Source organism: Streptomyces zaehneri (assembly GCF_032248645.1).
In the GTDB taxonomy this organism is placed as follows: Bacteria; Actinomycetota; Actinomycetes; order Streptomycetales; family Streptomycetaceae; genus Streptomyces; species Streptomyces coriariae.
Window position 1 is genome coordinate 154,543 of the sequence record NZ_JASTTJ010000014.1, and the last position, 19,948, is coordinate 174,490.

Here is a 19,948-nt window from a genome sequence, read left to right on the forward strand (position 1 = left end):
CACGCCGGACGTTGACTGGCAGCACGGCACAGGGGCAGGCCGCTACGAAACACGGGTGACGCGTTCCGCCCGCCCGCCTCACCCGGACGTCGCGGGGACCATGTACCGGACAACAGCGAGGCGGCCATGACCGTTGCCCGGCCCATCGGAGCCACGGCGCAGACGACGAAGGACAGGACCGTCGAAGGCTTGGCCCAGGTCACCCCGTACAGCGAATTCGACCGCAGCCGCAGCCACAGCCGGGCAGGATGAACCCGGTTCGCCAGAAGTCTGAAGCAAGCCGTCGAGAAGACCAAGAGCGCCTTCGGGCGGAACGGAAGCGGCATCTGATGATGTACGACCAAACACGCGCCCAGCAGCCCGCGGGGCACACCGGGAGCCCCGCCGAGCGCCGCACCCCGGGGCCGGAGCCGCTGCTCCCGTTGGGCGATCGGGACAAGATCGCCGTACGCCTCGGGCACGCTCTCAACACCTTCACCGACACCCCGCGCGAGGCTCTGGAGGAGGCGGAGGGCGCCTACGACGAGGCCGCCGCCCAACTCGTGGAAGCCCTCGCGGAACGGCGGCGCTCCCTGCGTGCCGCCTGGGAGGATCAGGACTCCGCAACTCCGTCCGACGAGCTCCGGCACGCGCTGAGGCAGTACCGGGAGATCACCCGACGACTGCTCCAGCTCTAGCGCTCTGACCGCGTAGGTTCGCCGGGTTGGCGGTGACGTCCGGTGCGAAGCCTGGACCGTGTTCTGACACGCCTTGGAGAAAGGTTGCGGGCCGCTGTCGATCCGGCCACGTCCCGTTCGACGTGATGATGTGGGGCGCATCGCCACACGATGACGGGACAGGACGGACGAGGACACACGTGGATCAACTGCTGAGAGTCATGAACTTCAACGTCTCAAGTGACGGAATCGGTGCCGGCGAGCACCAGAGTCTCGAACGGCCGTTCGGCCAGGATCATCCCGAGAGGCTGTTCGCCTGGGCCGGAGCCACGGCGAGCTGGCCCATGCGCACGGATCCCGGCGGGAGCAGGGGCCTCGACGACTACTTCACTCGGGACTTCGCGCGCAACATCGGCGCCGAGATCATGGGCCGCAACAAGTTCGGGCCCCAGCGCGGGCCGTGGCAGAACCATGAGTGGCGCGGCTGGTGGGGGGAGGAGCCCCCGTTCCGGACGCCGGTGTACGTCATGACCCACCACACGCGTCCTTCGTTCACGCTCTCCGACACCACGTTCCACTTCGTCGACGCCAGCCCGGCCACGGTCCTCGAACGGGCGCGGGAAGCGGCGCAGGGCAAGGACGTCCGGCTCGGTGGCGGGGTCACCACCATCCGGCAGTTCCTCGATGCCGGCCTCGTCGACACCATGCATGTGGCGGTCTCGCCGGTAAAGCTCGGGTCCGGCCTGCGCCTCTGGGAGTCCCCCGATGAGTTGCTCGACCGGTTCCACCTGGAGGTCGTGCCCAGCCCGAGTGGCGTGACGCACCACCTGTTCTGGCGAAGGTGACGCGAGGGCACCCTTGAGTTCAGGCCGCGGCCGCGAGGGGGCGTCCGCACCAGCGGATGCCCTTCTCGCCGCGGACCCCCGAGGAGTTCCCCCCCGCACACGGGTCCTTGCTCAGGATTCGGATCGCGGGATTCGAGGACCGCACCGGACGAGGGGACCACGCCGGACGGCGCTCACCGCTCACGCGGCCGACCCTCTATCGCAAATAAGACATAAGCATCTAAGATGCTCGGAACCTCTGCCGGGTCCGCGGCACAGTCATGCGCCGCGGCCATCGCTCGCCCTGCCCTCAGGCAGCCTTGGGAGGTGCACCATGACCGACCCATGTTGCGAACACCCGGCAACTTCCGACTGGCGCGATCAAGCTGCGTGCGTCGGAGAGGATCCCGAGATCTTCTTCCCTCTCTCGGACCTCGCAGCCCCTGGCACGGAAGCCTCACTGGCCCGAGCGGTATGCCGCCGCTGCGCTGTACTCATCGACTGCCGCGACTGGGCCGTCGAGCACGGCGAAGACGACGGGATCTGGGGCGCGACGACGGCTGCCCAGCGCCGCAGCATACGACGCGCGACGAGAGAGCCGACTTCCCCGCTCGGGCGCCACGGTGACGAGGCGGGGCAGCCGCCTACAAGGGCTGTCCCGTAAAGATCAAACTGACCCCATCGAGCCCTGAGGGCCGCTCCCGACGCATCCGACCACTCGCGCCCCTCGTCCAGCCCGTTGCAGCAGCCCGGCAGGAGCGTGGTGCCGGTGGCGGTGTCAGTGATCCGCAGGCCGCCCGATGCGAAGAGGTCGTCCATGGTGAGCAGTCCGTGCAGGAAGCCTTCGAGTGGGCCGGCGGGCCGCGGCGGGCGACCATCCTCCTCAGGGTCGATGTTGTTGCAGTCGGCAATGCGCATCATGGCTGTGCCGACCTCGGCAGGATCGTGTGCGCCGCTGAGTGGCAGGAAGCCGTACGGCGCGGACTCCGCGACAGGCCAGAGAGTGAAGCCGTCAGAGGCGTGGATCTCCAGGACGGGTTGCAGAACGATCACCCGGGAAGTCTGCGGCACGCCTGCTCGCGCCGCACTGCGATTACTGCGCGACATCCTGCTGTCTCGCATCCCTCCCGGCTGTCATACCGACAACAGGAGTTGGGCGGCCTCCGCATCGGTCACCCGGTCAGCGCGAGGTTGTGCAGGCGGGCGGTGCCGAGACCGCATGATGGGCACCGTCCCCTTCGAGACGACAGTCACGGCCCGCGGCCCGGATTGCGAAGGCGTCGCTCGCGCCGCGGAAAGTCACTGAGCCTTTTCGGTCCTTCCGCTCCAGGCGGTGGTGGAGGGGTGGGCGTGCGCGGCCTGGAGGAGGCGGGCGGCGCCGCGGACTGCGGCGGTGTGCGGAGCGGGGACGGGCTGGACGGGAGCGTGCAGCCGGTCGGTGAGGCGGTAGGCGATGTCGGGCCGCAGTGCGCCCCCGCCGGCGAGGAGGGCGCCGCGCTGGAGGGCGTCGAGCGTCTGGGAGGTGTGGTCCTGCTCCAGCATGGCGGTCACCATGGCGGCGACCGCATCGGTGATCTGCGTAGGCGGGGTGAGGCTGTCCAGGTCGCTGGTGCCCAGCGCGGTGTGGCGGGCGTCGGTCACCGCGCCGTCGGCCAGGAGCGTGACCTCGGTGAGGTGGGCGCCGAGGTCCACGACGAGCAGGGGACGGGTGAGGTCGGCGTCCGCGGCGACGGCCACGGCGCGCGCGGCGGGGACGGTCAGGACCGTGTGCGGCCGCAGGACCTCGACCGCGGTGCGGGCTTCCTCCCGGTAGGCGACTCCCCCCAGTGCGGGCGTGGTCAGGATGAGCAAGGGGCGGCCGATGCGGGGCAGCCGGTGGCCGAGCAGCCGGTGGAGCATCCGGGCGGTTCCGGGGGTGTCGACGATGGTGCCGCGCTGGATGGGGTACGTGGCGCCGGCGCCCGGGAAGGTGACCGTGGGCACGTCGAGAATCCTTCGCCGCCCGGACGTCCAGGCACGGGTGCGGGCGCTGCCCAGGTCGAGGGCGATGCCCGAGCACTGCCGGCACCAGGGCCACGAGCGGTGCTGGGCGATCAAGGAGCCGGGCCCGAGTGGGGTGGTCACCGTCCGGCCTCCCTGACGTGTTGGCAGCGGGTGCAGTAGCGCGCCTGCGGCACGATCATCAGTCGTGCGCGGGCGATGGGCCTGCGGCACAGGTGGCAGGTGCCGAAGCTGCCCTGATCCATCCGCGCGAGGGCGGCTTCGACATCGGCGAGGACCATCCGGGCGGAGGCGGCGAGCTTGACGCGGACCTCGGTCCGGGCGGCTGCGTGTCGGTCGGGACAGGCGTCGGCGCGGGTCGTGGCGGCGGCTGAGAGCTGCTCCAACTGTTCCCGGCGGAACAGGCGTTGCTCGTGCAGGTTCTCGCGCAGTGCGGCGAGGTCCTCGATCGACAGAGCCGTGTTGCGGTCGTCGATGATCTGGTGGTTCACCAATTCACCCCCTGGGCAGGGCGGGAGACGGAAGGCGGACAGTGGCCGTCAGACGGCGTGGCGCTGGCAGGGGACACAGAACGGCGTGTGAGGCAGGATCTCCAGGCGCTCGACCGGGATGGGCTGGGAACAGTTCCGGCAGACGCCGTAGCTGCCGTCCCGGACGCGGGCGAACGCGGCCTCGACCTCGGTGAGCACTCGACGGATGGTGTCTTTCTGGGTGGACATCACCTGCTCCTCGCCGACCGGCGCGGCTTCGTCGATGGCCCGCAGCTGCACAAGGCGGGAGGCTCGTTCGTGTTCGAGGCGCTGCAGGGCCTCGTGTGCCGTCAGCCGCTCACGGCGGGTTTCGGTCTGGGGCGTGTCGAGCGACATGGTTCCTTCTTTCGACGCGGAGGTGGGTGTCGCCGGGCCGGGAGTCGTCGGGGCGGTGGTCGCGAGGAGTCACCGGTGGCGGTCCGTGCCTCCACCATGGCCGCGATGCCACGCAGAAACCATCGGGCGCGATACCCATCTACGGCCTGTCCCGGAGCCCACACGGCGTGGGCAGGCCGGATCCAGGAAATGGGCATTGGCCCCCATCGACGGTGGGTCGCGGAGGGGGCAGCCTGGGAGCAGACGGGTCACGACCACGGTGGCCGCACCTCACGTTCGGGGTGCGCGCGGTGACCGGCAGTGGAGACACAGCCGTGTCTCACAGAGAAAGGCGTCATCCCGGTGTCCCTGTTCTGGCGGATCTTCGCGCTCAACGCGGTCGTGCTGGGAAGCGCCACCGCGTTGCTGCTGTGGGCTCCGGTGACCGTCTCGGTGCCGGTGGTACTGACCGAGGCGGTCATCCTCGTGGTCGGCCTGGCCGTGATGCTGGTCGCCAACGCGGCCCTGCTGCGGATCGGCCTGGCGCCGCTCGACCGCCTCACCCGGCTGATGACCACCGTCGATCTGTTGCGGCCCGGCCAGCGCCTGCCGGCAGGGCGACGCGGCGAGACCGCCGAATTGATCCGCACCTTCAACGCCATGCTCGAGCGCTTGGAGCACGAAAGGGCGTCCAGCAGTGCCCGTGTCCTGCTCGCACAGGAAGCGGAGCGCCGCCGCATCGCCCAGGAACTGCACGACGAGGTGGGCCAGAGCATGACCGCGATCCTGCTCTCGCTGGAGCGGGCCGCTGACGAGGCGGGCGAGCCTCTGCGCGGTGAACTGCGACAAGTGCAGGAGATCACCCGGGGAAGCCTGGACGAGGTGCGCCGTCTGGCGCGTCGGCTGCGGCCGGGCGTCCTGGAAGACCTCGGTCTGGTCAGTGCCCTGACCTCGCTGACCACGGAGTTCTCCACCCACGCGGGACTGCGCGTGGTCCGCCGCTTCGACACCGGCCTGCCCGCCCTGGACCAGCCGACGGAACTGGTGCTGTACCGCGTCGCTCAGGAAGCCCTGACCAACGCGGCCCGTCATGCCGAGGCCGGCCAGGCAGAGGTGAGTTTGCGCCACACCGCCGAGGCAGTGGTGCTGGCCGTCGTCGACGACGGCCGCGGAACCGGGGTCGCCCGCGAAGGGGCGGGCATTCGCGGCATGCGCGAGCGGGCCCTGCTGATCGGGGCCACGCTGGACATCACCTCCGAGCCGCAGTCCGGTACCCAGGTCCGGCTGACCGTGCCCCTCCTCAGGAAGCAGCCATGACCACGCCCGACACCTCCGTGATCCGCATCCTTCTCGCCGACGACCACGCGCTCGTACGTCGCGGTGTGCGACTCATCCTCGACCGGGAGCCGGACCTCGAGGTCGTCGCCGAGGCCGGGGACGGCGCGGAGGCCATCGACCTGGCCCGCCTCCACGAGGTCGACCTGGCGGTGCTGGACATCGCCATGCCCCGGATGACGGGCCTGCAGGCCACCCGCGAACTCGTCGCACTCAAGCCGGAAGTGCGCGTGCTGATGCTGACGATGCATGACAACGAGCAGTACTTCTTCCAGGCGCTGAAGGCCGGGGCAAGCGGATACGTGCTGAAGTCCGTGGCCGACCGCGACCTGGTGGCCGCATGCCGGGCCGCCATGCGCGACGAGCCCTTCCTGTATCCCGGCGCGGTCACCGCACTCATCCGCAACTACCTCGACCGTGTCCGCCACGGCGAGGAGCCGCCCGACCAGGTGCTGACCCCGCGCGAGGAGGAGGTCCTCAAGCTCGTGGCAGAGGGCCACTCCTCCAAGGAGATCGCCGAAATGCTCTTCATCAGCATCAAGACCGTCCACCGCCACCGAGCGAACCTGATGCACAAGCTCGGCATGCGCGACCGGCTGGAACTCACCCGCTACGCGATCCGCGCGGGCCTCATCCAAGCCTGACCCTGCCGGCCGGCCCAGGCTCCGGCTGCCCGCTCCCCGGCCGGGGCCCTGAGGACCCCCGCCCCGAGGCCGACCCCCACCGCCCCGGCATACCGCCACCACACGCGAAGAGGACGGCCATGGCACGCTTCACCCACGCCGTCCGGCGCACAGGTGGCCTGAGCCCGGCGTCGGCACCGGCCGTCCTGCTCACCGTTCTCCTCGCTCTCATCGCTCTGCTCGGCGCGCCGGCACTCGTCGGCCCGCCCCTTCACGCACCGGACGGCACGGCACCTGCCGCCCGGGCCACGTCGGCGCACAGCGCGCCTTGCGCGGACGACGCGGAGCCCTCCGCCTGCGCCGCCGCGCCCCGGAGCCATCGGGACGCCACCGGCGAGCGTCACGCTCCGCCGGCAGCCGACCCGCTCGCGTCGCGGGGCAGCGCGGTCGACCTGCTCCCGCCCACGCTCAGCCCGCTGCCGACGACAGGTTCGCCTGCACCGGAGCAACCGGCACACCGTCACGGGGTGCGGGCGCCCCCCTCGCACACCGGCACCTGACCTTCCCCTCTCCTTCCTCGACCGCAGCCACCGCCCTGGCCGCGGTGTGCCTGCCGGAGGCCCGCTGTGAACCGATCCCCGCACATCAGAGGGCTGATCGCCCTCGCTGCCGTAGCCCTGTCCCTGTACGTCGCGCTCACCGTGCCCGTCCACCTCGGACTCGACCTGCGAGGCGGCACCCAGATCGTGCTGGAAACCCGCCCCACCACCGCCGACGCCGACACCGACACCGACGCCGAGACCACGGATCGCACGGTGGAAGTACTGCGCGGCCGTATCGACGCACTCGGTGTCGCCGAACCCACCATCGCCCGCTCCGGCAGCGACCGCATCGTCGTCGAACTGCCCGGCGTGCAGGATCCCCGGAAGGCGACCGACGTGCTCGGCCGCACCGCTCAGCTCACCTTCCACCAGGTACTCGGCACGGCAGCCGGCGCCGACGACGTCTCGAACGCGCTGCCCAAGCGGCCCCGCGAGCAGGTGATGGCCGACGAATCAGGTCAGCTTCTGCGTCTGCGGCCGACCGCGCTGACCGGCAAGGACGTCGAGGAGGCGGCCGCCCGATTCGACCAGCAGGGGGGTGCCGGATGGCATGTCGCCCTCGACTTCAAGGGATCGGGCGGACAGGGATGGGCGCGCCTGACCGGCGAGGCCGCCTGCCATGCGGCCGGGGACCCGGCCCGCCGGATCGCCATTGTCCTGGACAACAAGATCATCTCTTCGCCGCAGGTCGATCCGTCGGTGTCGTGCCGGGACGGCATCAGCGGTGGCACCACCCAGATCACCGGAACCTTCGACGACGCCAGGGCCAAAGAGCTGGCCCTGCTCATCAACGGCGGCGCTCTGCCGGTGCCGGTCGATGTCATCGAGCAGCGCACCGTCGGCCCCACCCTGGGCGCGCAAGCCATCGAGGCCAGTGCCTGGGCGGCCGTCATCGGCACCGCCTTGACCGCGCTGTTCGTCATCGCCGTCTACCGCATCATGGGGGCCTTGGCCACGGTGGCCCTCGCCTGCTACGGCCTCATCTCCTACGCAGCCCTCGCCGCCCTCGGAGCAACCCTCACCCTGCCCGGCCTCGCCGGGTTCGTACTGGCCATCGGCATGGCGGTCGACGCCAACGTGCTCGTCTTCGAACGAGCCCGCGAGGAGTACGACTCTCGCCACCGTCCCACCCCACGGTCGGCGCTGACCGCCGGGTTCCGCGGGGCCTTCAGCGCGATCGCCGACTCCAACATCACCACCCTCATCGCCGCCGGCCTGCTGTTCTTCCTCGCCTCCGGACCGGTACGCGGGTTCGGCGTCACACTGGGCATCGGCGTCCTCGCCTCCATGTTCAGCGCACTGGTCATCACCCGCGTCCTCGCCGACCACGCCGCCGCCCGGCCCCGCCTGCGTCGCCGCCCCCACCTGACCGGCATCGCCCACACCGGCACCGTCCGCGCGCGTCTCACCCGCACGAACCCGAACCTGATGCGCCACCCGCGCCGGTGGCTCGCCGCCTCAGCTGCCGTGCTCGGCCTTGCGGCCTCCGGGGTCGCCGTGCGCGGACTCGACTTCGGCGTCGAGTTCACCGGTGGCCGCCTCATCGAATACACCACGGCCACCCCCCTCGACCCCGACCGGGCCCGTACCGCGCTCGCCGACGCCGGATTCCCGAGCGCCGTCGTCCAGACCTCCGGCGAGAACCAGCTCAGCGTCCGCACCCACCAACTGGACAACGCCCAGGCGGCGATCATCACCGACACCGTCACCGATCTGGCCCGCCACGCCGACAAGATCCGTGACGAAGCCATCGGGCCGAGCCTCGGCAAGGAACTGCGCCACGGCGCCCTCATCGCCCTCGTCGTCGCGCTCGGCGCCCAGCTCACCTATCTCGCCGCACGCTTCCGCTGGCGGCTGGGCAGCTCCGCGGTCGCCGCCCTCGCGCACGACGTCGTCATCCTCATCGGCATCTTCGCCTGGCTCGGCAAGCCCGTCGACGGCGTCTTCCTCGCCGCGCTGCTGACCGTCATCGGCTACTCCGTCAACGACTCCGTCGTCGTCTTCGACCGGATCAGGGAACTCGGCCGGCGCCATCCCGAGGAGCCCTTCGCCCGCAACGCCAACCAAGCGCTCCTACAGACCCTCCCCCGGACCGTCAACACCGGCATGGGCGCCGCATTCATCCTCACCGCACTGGCCGTCCTCGGCGGCGACACCCTGACCGACTTCGCCCTCGCCCTCCTCATCGGCCTCGCAGTGGGCACCTACTCCTCGATGTTCACCGCCACACCGCTGGCCATCGAACTGCACCGGCGCACAGAGACCGGGCGCACCGCACCCGTGACGTCCCCGTACCGGATCCAACGCTCAACGCCCCCCGGAAAGAGGTAATCCGAACTGATCCACCCCTGGTGTCAGCCGTGGGTAAGTGTGGAGCCACAGGCGTGTCACTGCTGCGCGAAGCGCTTCTGAGGACGATCGGTGCTGTTGCCCGGTCCGCACCGGGATCCGGTGGCAGTAACCGGCCCGGCGGCGACCGCCTGAGGCCCCGCCGGCCGAACCGAACGCCGCCTCCCAGCCGGACGGCTCCCGGTCCCGCCGTGGGGCCGGTCCCGCCGTGGGGCCGGTCCCGCCGTGGGGCCGGTCCCGCCGTGGGGCCGGTCCCGCCCACTACGAGGCGCCGGCCGTAGGGGACGACATAACGAATTGGCCAGGACGCAACTGCCGACGGCTGAAACTCGTCCCTTCCTCCCGAGCCGCCGAGGCTCACGGAGATCTCGAACAAGCATGATGGGGGACGAACCATGAACCACACGCCGAGGAAGAGCCGTCGCAGACCCGGCGCCGTCCGAGCGATCGTGCTCGGCGTGTGCGCCGCGAGCGCGCTGGGTCTCACAGGCTGCTCCGGGGACAGCGGCACGGCGGGCGCCGCCGGTGACGCGAAACCGAGCGCGACGACGGCGATCGGCACCGGCGCCAAGACGGGGGCGAAGGCCGACGCGACGGGCGGGAAGCCCGGCACGAAGGCTTCCACGGGCGCGGGCAGCACAGTCGAGTCCCCCAGCGTCGTTCCGGCTGCCTCCAAGCCCCCGGCCCCCGCGGCTACGGGGTCGGCGGGCGCGGACAGCGATGCCGACGACTGCGACCACAAGATGCCCATCTCCCCCGACGAGGTCGCGGTCTACCGCTACACGCCGGAAGGGGGATCTCTCGGCTTGATCGTCAAGTACGGCAACTGGGGGTGCGGTTCGCCCGACTCGGACGGCGCACCGTTCGAGACGGTCGGCGAAGAGACCTACATGCCGATGGATCAGGCCGCCTACGTCACCGTGACCAACCCCATCGTGGAGAGCACCGAGAACCAGCCCATCGGCGTCCAGGAGTTCCTCGACTGGCTCGAGGCACACCCGAACTCCGGGCTGGTCTTCACCTACCACCTCGACGGCAGCGGGGCCATCGACCGCCTGGACGAGGTCTTCACCCCCTGACCGACGGGTCGTCCCGCGTACTACCGTGTGCTCGTCCGCCCCGGTCGGCCTAATCCGTAGTTAGAGCGGTCTGGTTGGACGCTCAAGTGGTGATGGCCGCGCGGGTGCCAGGTGGATGCATACGGTTCGGCCTGGCCTTTGAGGCCTACGGACAGACTGGGCACGTCTTGGCGCTCGTGGGCCATCACCCCGACCTGCATGTTGGTGCTCGTCGGCGCTGGACGTACGCCTGCAGATGACTGGGCTGAGAAGGCCTGGCGGTAGATCGGCGCCGTTCAGCGCTGGCGGGCATCAACACCAGGCCTTGCTCGTTCGTTGGTGTTGGTGGGACGAGCCCACCTCATGGTGACCTCTTGATAGGCCTGAGCCGTCTGAGCTCCTGCATAGACCGAGGCCCGTGGGGCGAGCTGGTGCCACGAACAGCTACTGAGGTGGCGGACCGGCTGTAGAGGCTGAGTCCTGGGATGAGGTCGCTGCGTGGCCCGCGTGAGCTCGTGGATAGGACAGAGCACGGCGGAAGGAAAGCCTTGATCTACTGCGGTATTGACTGGGCCGAACGTACCCATGACGTTGCCTTGGTCGACGACAGCGGCCAACTCGTCGCCAAACGGCACATCACCGACGATGCTGCCGGCTATCGGGTGCTCCTGGATCTGCTGGCTGAGTACGGCGATACCGAGGAGAGCCCGATCCCGGTCGCGATCGAGACGTCTCGCGGCCTACTGGTCGCAGTACTCCGCACGGGCAAGCGGAAGATATACGCGATCAACCCCATGGCCGCAGCCCGCTATCGCGACCGGCATGCCGTCTCCCGCAAGAAGTCCGACCCCGGCGACGCCCTGGTCCTGGCCAACATCCTCCGCACCGACATGCATGCCCACCGGCCACTGCCGCAGGACAGCGAACTGGCCCGCGCCGTCGCGGTTCTCGCTCGTGCTCAGCAGGATGCTGTCTGGAACCGCCAGCAGATAGCCAACCAACTCCGCTCCCTGCTGCGGGAGTACTACCCCGCGGCCTTGATGGCCGTTGAGTCGTGGAAAAAGGGCCTGTGCCGGCCCGAGGCCCGCGAACTTCTCCGCCTCGCCCCCACTCCGACGCGAGCCGCAAAGCTGACCCGCACACAGCTTCAAGCCGCCCTCAAGCGAGCCGGCCGCCAACGCGGCATCGCCGCGGAGGCTGACCGGCTCCGTGACATCCTCCGAGCCGACTGGGCTCACCAACCTCAGCTGGTTGAAGATGCCCTCGGCAGGCAGATGCTCGCCCTCCTGCTTCAGCTGGAAGCCGCCACCAAGGCTGCCGACGACCTCGAAGAGGCGGTAGATGAAGCGTTCCCTGAGCACCCGGATGCTGAGATCATCCTCAGCTTTCCCGGCCTCGGTATCCAGCTCGGCGCCCGGGTGCTCGCCGAGATCGGAGACGACCGCCAGCGCTTCGCAGACGCCCGCGGTCTGAAGGCATACGCCGGCGCCTCACCCATCACCCGCGCCTCAGGCAAAAAGTCGAGCGTCACCCGGCGGTGGGTGAAAAACGACCGACTGAACCACGTCGGTTATCTCTGGGCCTTCTCCGCCCCCAACGCCTCGCCTGGAGCCAAGATGCACTACCGCAAGCGTCGCGACGATCACGGAGACTGGCACGCATCCGCCCAGCGCAACCTCTTCAATCGCCTGCTCGGACAGCTCTACCACTGTCTCCAGCACGGCCGCCGATTCGACGAAGCCGTGGCTTTCCCTGCCCCAGTCTCTGCGGTCGCGCGGGTGGCCTGAACGCGGGAATCTCACAGAAGTCCGGCGGCCTGCCGAAGCTTCGCCCGGCTGTCCGGGGTGATCAGTCCTTCCGGCAGCATCGCCACCACACTCGCGTGTTGCTCGAACACGGCCCTGCACTGCGCGCGCTCGGGGTGATCGTTGTCGTTGCCGAACCACAGCGCCATGGCTTCGTTGCCGGAATCGATCGGCTCGGAGTAGTCGGCGACAGTGACCAGATGGTCCAGTAGTCCGGACCGCTCAGGAACCTGCGGGTCGCCTGCGAGACGAAGCAGGAACGGCAGGACTTCCGGCATGGCCGGATTCATCTCGGCGATGCTGAACATGGTGTTGGTGAGCACACGCTGGGCCTCGGCCGCGGCAGCCTGATCGAGCAGGCCGTACAGCAGGACTGGGATCGCGGCAGGGCACCCGGAAAACTCTGACCAGCGGACCTCCTCACACCCGTGGAGGGCAGGATGCCCACGGCCGGCATCAGCTGCCTGTGGATACTCGTGGAGAAATCGAGCGATCGCCGCCTCCTTGACGGCCACATCCATCCTGCACACCTGTCTGTCCCCCGTCCCGCTGCCATGAGCCCCGAGCTCTGCGTCAACCGCACTCTTGCCCGACCGGAGATCCGCACGCAAGCCAAGACAGCGAGCCGACTTCGATTCCCCAGGCGCCCACAGCTGCTCGGCTTGACGAGTTAGGCGCCTGAGGTGTCTGTCCGCCCGCCGGACGACCGTCTCGGAGGCCGCGTGCTGGTGCTGCTCGTGTTCGTGCTCGGCTGGATCGTGTTGCTCACGGGGGGCGTCGGCCTGTCGACATTGCAGGGGCCGCCTCGGGCGGCCCCGCGGTGGTGGATCCTCTACGTGTGCGTACTCGGCGCGTCCATCGCCGCGCTGGTCCTGGCGTGGCGAGGCCTGGACGCGCACTGCGGGGCGCATCCGTCGAGCCGGCAGCGCCCGCCTTACCCCTTCGGGGAATGACGCGCGCTCCCGGACTCCCCCGGTGCCCGCCCGCGTCGGGCCAACCCGGGCTCCTTCACGTGCAGTTCGGTACGCTGCCGAGGTGATCCTTCCGACGGTCGACGAGGTCCGCGCGCTGCACGAGCGCCACGCGCCATCGCATGAGGCCCTGGAGCTCGTCTTCACCCACTGCGAGATCGTCAGCGGTATCGCCGAGCAGCTCATGGCACGGACGGATCTCCCCGTCGACGCCGACCTCGTCCGGGTCGGCGCCCTGCTCCACGACATCGGCGTCTACCGGCTGTACGACCGGGCCGGTCAGATCGATCACCGTAACTACATCCGCCACGGCGTCCTCGGCCACGAGATCCTCCAAGAGGAGGGATTCCCGGAGCTCCTGCGCCGCTTCTGCTCCCGCCACACGGGAGTCGGCCTCACCCGGCACGACGTCCGCAGTCAGGGGCTCGGCATACCCGAGGCCGACTATCTGGCCGAGACCGTCGAAGAGCAACTGGTGATGTACGCGGACAAGTTCCACAGCAAGACGACTCCCCCCACGTTCCTCACCGCCGACACCTATGCCACGCGCGTGGAGAGGTTCGGCGTGGACAAGGTCCACGCATTCGGCCTGCTGCGTGCCCGCTTCGGCGAACCCGACCTGACCTCGGTCAGGGGGCGATACGGCCACGCGCTGGTTTGAGGCCGGCGGTGACCTGCGACGGCGATCCTGCGGGCGCTCTCGAAAGGCAGGCAGGCCGGGGCCCGTCCGGCGGATCACGGACTGTGCCGGTCGCCGGTCCGCGTTGCCGAGTACTCCGGTTGGTGCGTCGCCGCCCCGTCACCTCGGGCTGAGCCGAGAACGTACGGGGCGCGGGCAGGGTGGCGAGCGCCGGGACCGGCTTCGGCGTCAGCCCCGTCCCCCGCACTCGTCACCAAGGGCGGGAAATGTCCCATGAGCGAGGCGACAGCGGGTAGGCGGATTCATGCGACAACGACAACCTGTGACCAACGACGAGGAACGACCCACGGAAAGAGTTCTATGGTCACCGCGCTTGAGAACCGGGCATCGGATGAACAGGAACCCGCGGCGCCCCTTCGGTACAGCGCCGCCTGGGACACGGAAGACGTATCGATCGCCGAAGCCCGAGCAGCCGTACGCACCCTGCTGGCCGACGCCGGCCACCACCCCGACCACCGGCCGAGCCAGGACGCCCAGCTCGTCGTGAGTGAGCTGGTCGCCAACGCGCTGCGCCACGCACCCGGTCCGGGCGACCTGGCGCTGGAGGTGACGCCCGATGCCGCCCTCCTGCGCATCACCGTGCGTGACAGCTCCCCGCGCCCGCTCGAACTGCGCGCGCACGACGCCCGCCGCGTCGGCGGTCACGGCCTGTATCTGGTCACCCGGCTGTGCGACCAGCTGCACACCATCGCCCTGGAAACCGGCAAACAGATCGTCGCCCTGCTCCGCCTGCGCCCGCCCGTCGGCCAGGGCATGGCCGCTTGAGCAGTCGCAGGCCGAGGTCGAGGCGGGCTGTGTGCCCGCCTCGCTCACGGCGCCCCTCAGCGAGGGGTGAGCATGCCTTCACGCAGCCGGGCGAGGGTACGCGACAGCAGTCGGGAGACATGCATCTGCGAGACGCCCAGGTGTTCCCCGATCTGGGCCTGGGTGAGTTCCTCCACGAACCGCATGTGGATGATCTGCCGGTCCCGCTCGCCGAGCTCGGCGAGCAGCGGGGCCAGCGCGTGGAAGTCCTCCACCAGCTCCAGGGACCGGTCCTCGGCGCCGATGAAGTCCTGCAGCGCCGCCTCGCCGTCCTCGCTGCCGCTGATGGCGGCGTCCAGGGATGAGGAGGTGTAACCGTTCGCGGCGAGGCGGGCCTCACACACCTCTTCCTCGGAAAGGCTCATCAGCTGCGACAGCTCCTTCACCGTCGGGGTGCGGCCCAGCCGGCTGCGCAGCTCCTCCGTGGCGCGCGCGAGCTGGACGCGGGCTTCCTGGAGCCGGCGAGGCACGTGCACGGCCCAGGTGGTGTCGCGGAAGAACCGCTTGATCTCACCCACGATGTAAGGGATGGCGAAGGAGGTGAACTCCGCCTCCCGGGAGAGGTCGAAGCGGTCGATCGCCTTGATCAGGCCGATCATGCCGACCTGGACGATGTCCTCCATCTCCTCCGGCCCCCGGCTGCGGAACCGGCCGGCCGCGAAGCGGACGAGGGACATGTTCATCTCGATCAGCGTGTTGCGCGCATACTGGTGCTGTGGCGTGCCTTCCTCCAGCACCGCAAGCCGGTCGAAGAACAGCCGGGACAGCTCGCGGGCGTCCCTCGGCGCGACGCGAGAAGGATCGGCGACCTCCGGCAACCCGCGCGCCTGCGTGTCCGTAGCCGTCGCCCTCATGGGTTCCATGACCTGCCCCTCCCGATATCGAAGCCCGATCGCCATCGCCGGCCGGACGCAGCCGGCACCGCCGCGCGGATACCCCCTCATTGTGCACCTATGCCGGCACTCACCCGGAGGGTGGGGATTCATCGGTTCGGGGCAGTCGGAACAAGCGGACACGTCGAGCGGGCGTGCTGCCCGCCAGCTGAGGAGATCAGGGGATGGCAGGACCGGAGCACACGCAGAGCCCCGCGAGACGGCTCCTGCCGGCGCCTGCCGCCGCGTTCACCGAGGTGCTGGAAGCCATCGGGGCCGGGGCGTACGTCGTCGACGAGGAGGGCCGCATCATCGCCGTCAACTCCCGCGCCGAACGGCTCCTGGACCGGCCGGCCGCGGATCTCCTCGGCCACGACGCGCACGACCTGCTGCACCGGGACGCCCATGGCCAGCCCTTGCCGCGGACTCAGTGCCGTATGCGGCAGGCTTTCCACGCCGGGTCCACCGCCCAGACCGAAGAGGACTACTTCGCCCACGGGGACGGCACCGTACGGCCCATCTCGTGGCTGATAACCCCGTTCGATCTCGGTGGGTGCGAACGGGGCACGCTCGTCCTCTTCCACGGCCGGCAACCGCAGGAGACCGACGCGCGGCCGGAGCCGGCGGCCACCCTGCTGCCGGAACTCGAACGGCTCGCGCTACTGGCCGCGACCACCACCCAACTGACCTCCACCCTCGATGTCGACGAGGCGCTGCGGCGGCTGGCGACTCTGGTGGTGCCCCGGCTTGCGGACTGGGCCATCATCGACCTGATCACCGAACGTGACGAGGTGTGGCGCAGTGTCGTCGTCGAAGCGGGCGACGATGTCCTGGTGCGGCACGAAGAACTCCAGGGACCGATGCCGCCGGTCCCCGAGGAATCCCCGATGCCCTTGTCCAGGGCTCTGCGCGGAGTCGCCTCGACGCTGGCCGGCCCGCAGACGTACCAGGGGCCGCCGGATTCCGGCATCGCGGTCGAACAGCGCCGCCTGTTCGACGCCACCGGAGTGCACTCCGCGGCCATCGCACCCATCCGCAGCACCCGCGCCGTACTCGGTGCCCTGACCCTGGGCCGTGCCCGGCAGGCGGGGGACTTCAAGACGGCCGATCTTCCCCTGATCGAGGACATCGCCCGCCGCGCCGGCCTCGCTCTGGACAACGCGCGCCTCTACCAGCGCCAGCGCAAGGTCGCCGAGACCATGCAGAACCATCTGCTGCCCCAGATGCCGCGTGTGTCCGGGTTGCAGATGGCGGTCCGCTATCTGCCCGCGCCCGACGCCTCGCAGGTGGGGGGCGACTGGTACGACGCCTTCTCGCTGTCCGACGGCGCCACCGCGCTGGCCGTCGGCGATGTCGTCGGACACGACCTGGAGGCCGCGGCCGGCATGGCACAGGTGCGCAACATGCTCCGCGCCTACGCCTGGGCCCTGCCGGAGCCCCCCAGCCGGATCGTCGAACGCCTCGACGAGGCGGTCATGCACGTCACCGACGTCACCATGGCCACCATGATCCTCGCCCGCGTAGAAGAGGCCGACGAAGGCTGGTGGAAGCTGTCCTGGAGCAACGCCGGCCACCCTCCGCCCCTGCTGATCAGCCATGACGGCCTGGCCGACTACCTGACCGGCGGCCACGGCATCCTCCTCGGCACCGGAGCCGGCGAGCCCCGCAGCGACGGCACCGCCCTGCTGCCGCCGGGATCCACCCTGCTGCTGTACACCGACGGCCTGATCGAGGAACCCGGCCACACCCTCGACGAGGGCCTGCAACGACTGCGCCGGCACGCCGCCGCCCTCGCCCACCGCCCGCTGGACTCCTTCACCGACCAGTTGCTGCGCCGGGTCCGCCCGGCCGCCAACGACGACGACGTCGCCCTGCTCGCCCTGCGGGCGCCCACCCGGACATGACCCGCACTCTCCGGTGGCGGACCTCGCACTCATCCCGCCCCATCGCCTCGGGGCCGCCGCGGTGTCAGCTGCCGGGACCAGCGGGGAGGACCCGCTCGGAGGCGCGATGCATGCAGCCGACTCGGCGTGGCCAACGACCTTGCGGGGTGGGCGCGTTGTGTGCCGCTCCCGGTCCGGTCGGTCAGGCCGCGTGCTGGTGGGACAGATCCGGACTCGGCCCGGGCGCACCGGGAACAGCCGGGTACGGCGGCGTCCGGTCGACCGGTGAACCCCGGGCCGCCGCCCGGCGCCTGTCCCGGCCGTCGTGACCGGACGGCGCCTCTGCTCGAACCCTGGCAGCCTGCGCGGCGCAGCCCGTGGCGACCGGGAGAGCCGCCGTGCCCGTCACCTCACTCGGGTTGCTGCGGCTCTTCGCTGCGGGGCGGGTCTGGACCCGTCCGGTCGGCGGCGATCGCCGTGCCAGTCCAGTATCAGGACCGTGGCGTCGTCCCTGAGGTTGCCGCGACAGGCGTCGAGCACCGCGGCCGTCAGGCTTCGGACGGCTTCACGTGGGTGCAGCGCGCGGGTGTCGTGGATGACCGAAGCCAGGTCGACGGCCGCTGCATCGCGGTCCTGCATCCCGTCGGTCAGCAGGACCAGCCGGTCTCCGGGCCGCAGTTGCAGTTCCTGTACGCGGTAGGCGGTGGGCGCCACCACTCCGAAGGGCAGGTTGACGGCCAGCCTGACCTCTTCGACGATCCCGTCGCGCAGCCGCAGCGGCCGGGGGTGGCCGGCGTTGACCAGCTCGCACAGACCTGTGTCGAGGTCGACGCACAGCAGCTGCCCGGTGGCCAGGCCACGGCCGTGGCCGAGCAGGGCCTGGTGGGCGTGGCGGGCCTGGTTGAGGGCGTCGCAGCCGCTGCGGCGGGCCCGGCGCAGCGCGCCGACCAGCAGGGTGGCCAGCAGGGCCGAGTTCGTGTCGTGGCCCATGGCGTCGGTGATGGACAGGTGCAGGGTGTCGCGGTCCAGGGTGTAGTCGTAGGTGTCGCCACCGATGTCGTCGGCCGGGACCAGCCCGGCGGCGAGGGTGAACTCTTCCGCCTCGCAGCAGGGCGCCGAGGGAAGCAGCTGGTGCTGGATCTCCGCGGCAAGGCTGGTCTCGGTGGTGCGCCGGCCCAGGTGGTAGAGATCGGTGAACCGGCGGTCCGTGACGATGATGTAGGCCAGCGCGTGTGCCGCGTCGCGGACCTGCCGCAGCACCGTGTCGTCGGCGGACTGGAGGGTGACCTCCAGGACGCCGATGCAGTCGCCGCGGTTGGTGACCGGCGTGATGACGCGCCGTCCGCCCTGGCCGTCCGGCTCCACATGCTGACGCTGGCTCCGCAGAACGCTGTCGTACACGCTGCCGTACAGGTCGATCGGCTCGGCATCGTCCGGGACCTCACCGCCGGCCGCGACGAGCCGTACCAGTCGCTGACCGATGAGGTCGACGAACAGGAACGACACACGCTCCGCACCGAACCGCTTCTGCAGATCGTGCGCTACGACATCGACGGACTCTCCGGGCGGCGCCGCTTCCGCAGCGGCCAGCAACTCGCCCAGTTCCAGATCTCCACCCTCCACGACAACCTCCTATCGGCTGTCGCATCTTCTTCCCCGAGTCTTGACAACATCACCTAATTCCCTCATCTTGCCTGGTCAGGACGGTGGTTCAGGGCGGGGAACCCGCTACCGGACGATCCGTTCCCCCACCGGCATCCCGCAGGAGGCCAGTTCGTGACCGAGGCCGGGCCGACTGCCCCGGGACGGCTCGGATCCCGCCGGACGCGAGCGGAATCAGCAGGCCGCCCGGTCGCGCGGAGCGGACGGCACGTCGTGCCGGACTCGACCGGACGGGCCGGTCACCGGCCGGCGCCCGGGTCAGGACGGGTGAGCCTGGCCGCCGGCCCCGGGCGCCCCGGCGCGCAGCCCGTCCATGACGAGGTCGAGGAGCCGGGCGGCGCGCGGGCGCCAGTCGTCCGTGGGCGACAGCTGCCACAGGCCGCCGATGGCGAGGACCAGGTCGTCGGGGGTCATGCCCGGCCGGATGGCGCCCACCGCGTCGTTGGCGCGCAGAAGGAGTTCGGCCGCGTCGGTGACGGGGGTGTGCGTCGGCTTCTCGGGGCCGCCCGGCTTGCTGGTGGCGAGGCGGATCGCGTCGGCGAGGCCGGCCTTGGTCATGGCGAACTCGGCCAGTCGGTCCATCCAGGCGCGCAGGGCCTGCTCCGGCGGCAGCTGTTCGAGCAGCGCGGCCGCGCTGTCGGCGACCTGGCGTATCTCGTGACGGTAGATCTCGAGGACGAGGGCCTCGCGGTGGGGGAAGTTGCGGTAGAAGGTGCCCTGTCCGACGCCGGCCTTCTTGGCGATCGCGCTGAGCGGGGCGTCGGGGCACAGCGTCAGCTCGGCCAGCGCCACCTCGAGGATGCGCTCACGGTTTCGTTGTGCGTCCGAGCGCAGGGGCGCGTCCTTCTTGTGCTGCACTCGACTCTCCTCGGGGGTGCGCGGCCGAACCCCACCCTTGCTAAGCGGACAACTGTCCGTTACGTTTGCCGGTAGCGGACGATTGTCCGGTTGGGTTCAA

The 19,948-nt window shown here is 70.3% G+C and carries 20 protein-coding genes; 13 read left to right on the plus strand and 7 right to left on the minus strand.

Annotated elements, in window-relative coordinates:
* Positions 1-329: 329 nt before the first annotated feature.
* From QQM72_RS23420 to QQM72_RS23430, 3 genes are all read left to right on the plus strand, one after another.
* Positions 330-677: a hypothetical protein gene (locus QQM72_RS23420; protein ID WP_314222828.1), complete on the plus strand. Its 348-nt coding sequence runs from the start codon at positions 330-332 to the stop codon at positions 675-677.
* 179 nt (positions 678-856) lie between these two features.
* Entirely contained in the window at positions 857-1,501 is a 645-nt protein-coding gene (locus tag QQM72_RS23425) for a dihydrofolate reductase family protein (RefSeq protein WP_314222829.1), read from the plus strand.
* Between the two features lie 313 nt (positions 1,502-1,814).
* Positions 1,815-2,144, plus strand: coding sequence for a WhiB family transcriptional regulator (locus QQM72_RS23430; protein ID WP_314222830.1), 330 nt, complete (start codon positions 1,815-1,817; stop codon positions 2,142-2,144).
* Positions 2,145-2,779: 635 nt separating this feature from the next.
* On the opposite strand, the gene QQM72_RS23435 is transcribed toward QQM72_RS23430, so the two are convergent.
* Genes QQM72_RS23435 through QQM72_RS23445 form a run of 3 tightly spaced genes read right to left on the minus strand, consistent with a single transcriptional unit; the run spans position 2,780 to position 4,347 of the window.
* Positions 2,780-3,604: a hypothetical protein gene (locus QQM72_RS23435; RefSeq protein ID WP_314222831.1), complete on the minus strand. Its 825-nt coding sequence runs from the start codon at positions 3,602-3,604 to the stop codon at positions 2,780-2,782.
* Positions 3,601-3,975 carry a TraR/DksA family transcriptional regulator gene (locus QQM72_RS23440; RefSeq protein ID WP_314222832.1) on the minus strand — a complete coding sequence of 125 codons (375 nt, stop codon included), beginning with the start codon at positions 3,973-3,975 and terminating at the stop codon, positions 3,601-3,603. Before QQM72_RS23440 ends, QQM72_RS23435 begins: the two co-directional genes overlap by 4 nt.
* Before the next feature lie 45 nt (positions 3,976-4,020).
* Complete coding sequence (locus QQM72_RS23445; protein WP_314222833.1) at positions 4,021-4,347, minus strand: TraR/DksA family transcriptional regulator; 327 nt, start codon at positions 4,345-4,347, stop codon at positions 4,021-4,023.
* Positions 4,348-4,689: 342 nt separating this feature from the next.
* Here QQM72_RS23445 and QQM72_RS23450 point away from each other — a divergent pair, with 342 nt between their 5' ends.
* The 6 genes from QQM72_RS23450 (at position 4,690) to QQM72_RS23475 (ending at position 12,080) form a co-directional block, all read left to right on the plus strand.
* On the plus strand, positions 4,690-5,643 hold the full coding sequence (locus QQM72_RS23450) for a HAMP domain-containing sensor histidine kinase (protein WP_314222834.1): 954 nt from the start codon (positions 4,690-4,692) through the stop codon (positions 5,641-5,643).
* Positions 5,640-6,305 (plus strand): response regulator transcription factor, encoded by a 666-nt coding sequence (locus QQM72_RS23455; protein WP_314222835.1) that lies wholly within the window; start codon positions 5,640-5,642, stop codon positions 6,303-6,305. Before QQM72_RS23450 ends, QQM72_RS23455 begins: the two co-directional genes overlap by 4 nt.
* A 119-nt stretch (positions 6,306-6,424) precedes the next feature.
* Complete coding sequence (locus tag QQM72_RS23460) at positions 6,425-6,844, plus strand: hypothetical protein (protein WP_314222836.1); 420 nt, start codon at positions 6,425-6,427, stop codon at positions 6,842-6,844.
* Between the two features lie 66 nt (positions 6,845-6,910).
* Positions 6,911-9,217, plus strand: a complete 2,307-nt coding sequence (gene secD, locus QQM72_RS23465) for a protein translocase subunit SecD (protein WP_314222837.1) — start codon at positions 6,911-6,913, stop codon at positions 9,215-9,217.
* Positions 9,218-9,630: 413 nt separating this feature from the next.
* On the plus strand, positions 9,631-10,314 hold the full coding sequence (locus QQM72_RS23470; RefSeq protein WP_314222838.1) for a hypothetical protein: 684 nt from the start codon (positions 9,631-9,633) through the stop codon (positions 10,312-10,314).
* A gap of 527 nt (positions 10,315-10,841) precedes the next feature.
* The gene (locus QQM72_RS23475) at positions 10,842-12,080 is read left to right on the plus strand and encodes an IS110 family RNA-guided transposase (protein WP_314222839.1); all 1,239 of its coding nucleotides are present in this window, start codon (positions 10,842-10,844) and stop codon (positions 12,078-12,080) included.
* Positions 12,081-12,091: 11 nt separating this feature from the next.
* Here QQM72_RS23475 and QQM72_RS23480 read toward each other — a convergent pair whose 3' ends face one another.
* The gene (locus tag QQM72_RS23480) at positions 12,092-12,619 is read right to left on the minus strand and encodes a hypothetical protein (protein WP_314222840.1); all 528 of its coding nucleotides are present in this window, start codon (positions 12,617-12,619) and stop codon (positions 12,092-12,094) included.
* Between the two features lie 162 nt (positions 12,620-12,781).
* Between QQM72_RS23480 and QQM72_RS23485 the strand changes: the two genes are divergently transcribed.
* The 3 genes from QQM72_RS23485 to QQM72_RS23495 all read left to right on the plus strand — a co-directional run bounded on the left by QQM72_RS23485 (position 12,782) and on the right by QQM72_RS23495 (position 14,534).
* Positions 12,782-13,051 (plus strand): hypothetical protein, encoded by a 270-nt coding sequence (locus QQM72_RS23485; protein WP_314222841.1) that lies wholly within the window; start codon positions 12,782-12,784, stop codon positions 13,049-13,051.
* Positions 13,052-13,133: 82 nt separating this feature from the next.
* Positions 13,134-13,730 carry an HDIG domain-containing metalloprotein gene (locus QQM72_RS23490; RefSeq protein ID WP_314222842.1) on the plus strand — a complete coding sequence of 199 codons (597 nt, stop codon included), beginning with the start codon at positions 13,134-13,136 and terminating at the stop codon, positions 13,728-13,730.
* A 339-nt stretch (positions 13,731-14,069) separates the two neighbouring features.
* Positions 14,070-14,534, plus strand: a complete 465-nt coding sequence (locus QQM72_RS23495) for an ATP-binding protein (RefSeq protein ID WP_314222843.1) — start codon at positions 14,070-14,072, stop codon at positions 14,532-14,534.
* Between the two features lie 56 nt (positions 14,535-14,590).
* Here QQM72_RS23495 and QQM72_RS23500 read toward each other — a convergent pair whose 3' ends face one another.
* Positions 14,591-15,436 carry an RNA polymerase sigma factor SigF gene (locus tag QQM72_RS23500; protein ID WP_314222844.1) on the minus strand — a complete coding sequence of 282 codons (846 nt, stop codon included), beginning with the start codon at positions 15,434-15,436 and terminating at the stop codon, positions 14,591-14,593.
* A gap of 194 nt (positions 15,437-15,630) precedes the next feature.
* On the opposite strand from QQM72_RS23500, the gene QQM72_RS23505 reads away from it, so the two are divergent.
* Complete coding sequence (locus QQM72_RS23505; RefSeq protein WP_314222845.1) at positions 15,631-17,349, plus strand: SpoIIE family protein phosphatase; 1,719 nt, start codon at positions 15,631-15,633, stop codon at positions 17,347-17,349.
* A 384-nt stretch (positions 17,350-17,733) separates the two neighbouring features.
* Here the strand turns inward: QQM72_RS23505 and QQM72_RS23510 are convergent, their stop codons facing one another.
* Both QQM72_RS23510 and QQM72_RS23515 read right to left on the minus strand, forming a co-directional pair.
* Positions 17,734-18,951, minus strand: coding sequence for a PP2C family protein-serine/threonine phosphatase (locus tag QQM72_RS23510; RefSeq protein WP_314222846.1), 1,218 nt, complete (start codon positions 18,949-18,951; stop codon positions 17,734-17,736).
* A gap of 297 nt (positions 18,952-19,248) precedes the next feature.
* A complete protein-coding gene (locus QQM72_RS23515; RefSeq protein ID WP_314222847.1) occupies positions 19,249-19,848 on the minus strand; it encodes a TetR/AcrR family transcriptional regulator in 600 nt (199 codons plus the stop codon).
* Positions 19,849-19,948 lie beyond the last annotated feature (100 nt).

What these genes read in the sequence shown, in the direction of transcription:
- QQM72_RS23495 (WP_314222843.1), top strand. Translation starts at nt 14,070, where the DNA reads ATGGTCACCGCGCTTGAGAACCGGGCATCGGATGAACAGGAACCCGCG.
- QQM72_RS23420 (WP_314222828.1), top strand. Translation starts at nt 330, where the DNA reads ATGATGTACGACCAAACACGCGCCCAGCAGCCCGCGGGGCACACCGGG.
- QQM72_RS23470 (WP_314222838.1), top strand. Translation starts at nt 9,631, where the DNA reads ATGAACCACACGCCGAGGAAGAGCCGTCGCAGACCCGGCGCCGTCCGA.
- QQM72_RS23430 (WP_314222830.1), top strand. Translation starts at nt 1,815, where the DNA reads ATGACCGACCCATGTTGCGAACACCCGGCAACTTCCGACTGGCGCGAT.
- QQM72_RS23500 (WP_314222844.1), bottom strand. Translation starts at nt 15,436, where the DNA reads ATGGAACCCATGAGGGCGACGGCTACGGACACGCAGGCGCGCGGGTTG.
- QQM72_RS23460 (WP_314222836.1), top strand. Translation starts at nt 6,425, where the DNA reads ATGGCACGCTTCACCCACGCCGTCCGGCGCACAGGTGGCCTGAGCCCG.
- QQM72_RS23505 (WP_314222845.1), top strand. Translation starts at nt 15,631, where the DNA reads ATGGCAGGACCGGAGCACACGCAGAGCCCCGCGAGACGGCTCCTGCCG.
- QQM72_RS23445 (WP_314222833.1), bottom strand. Translation starts at nt 4,347, where the DNA reads ATGTCGCTCGACACGCCCCAGACCGAAACCCGCCGTGAGCGGCTGACG.
- QQM72_RS23480 (WP_314222840.1), bottom strand. Translation starts at nt 12,619, where the DNA reads ATGGATGTGGCCGTCAAGGAGGCGGCGATCGCTCGATTTCTCCACGAG.
- QQM72_RS23455 (WP_314222835.1), top strand. Translation starts at nt 5,640, where the DNA reads ATGACCACGCCCGACACCTCCGTGATCCGCATCCTTCTCGCCGACGAC.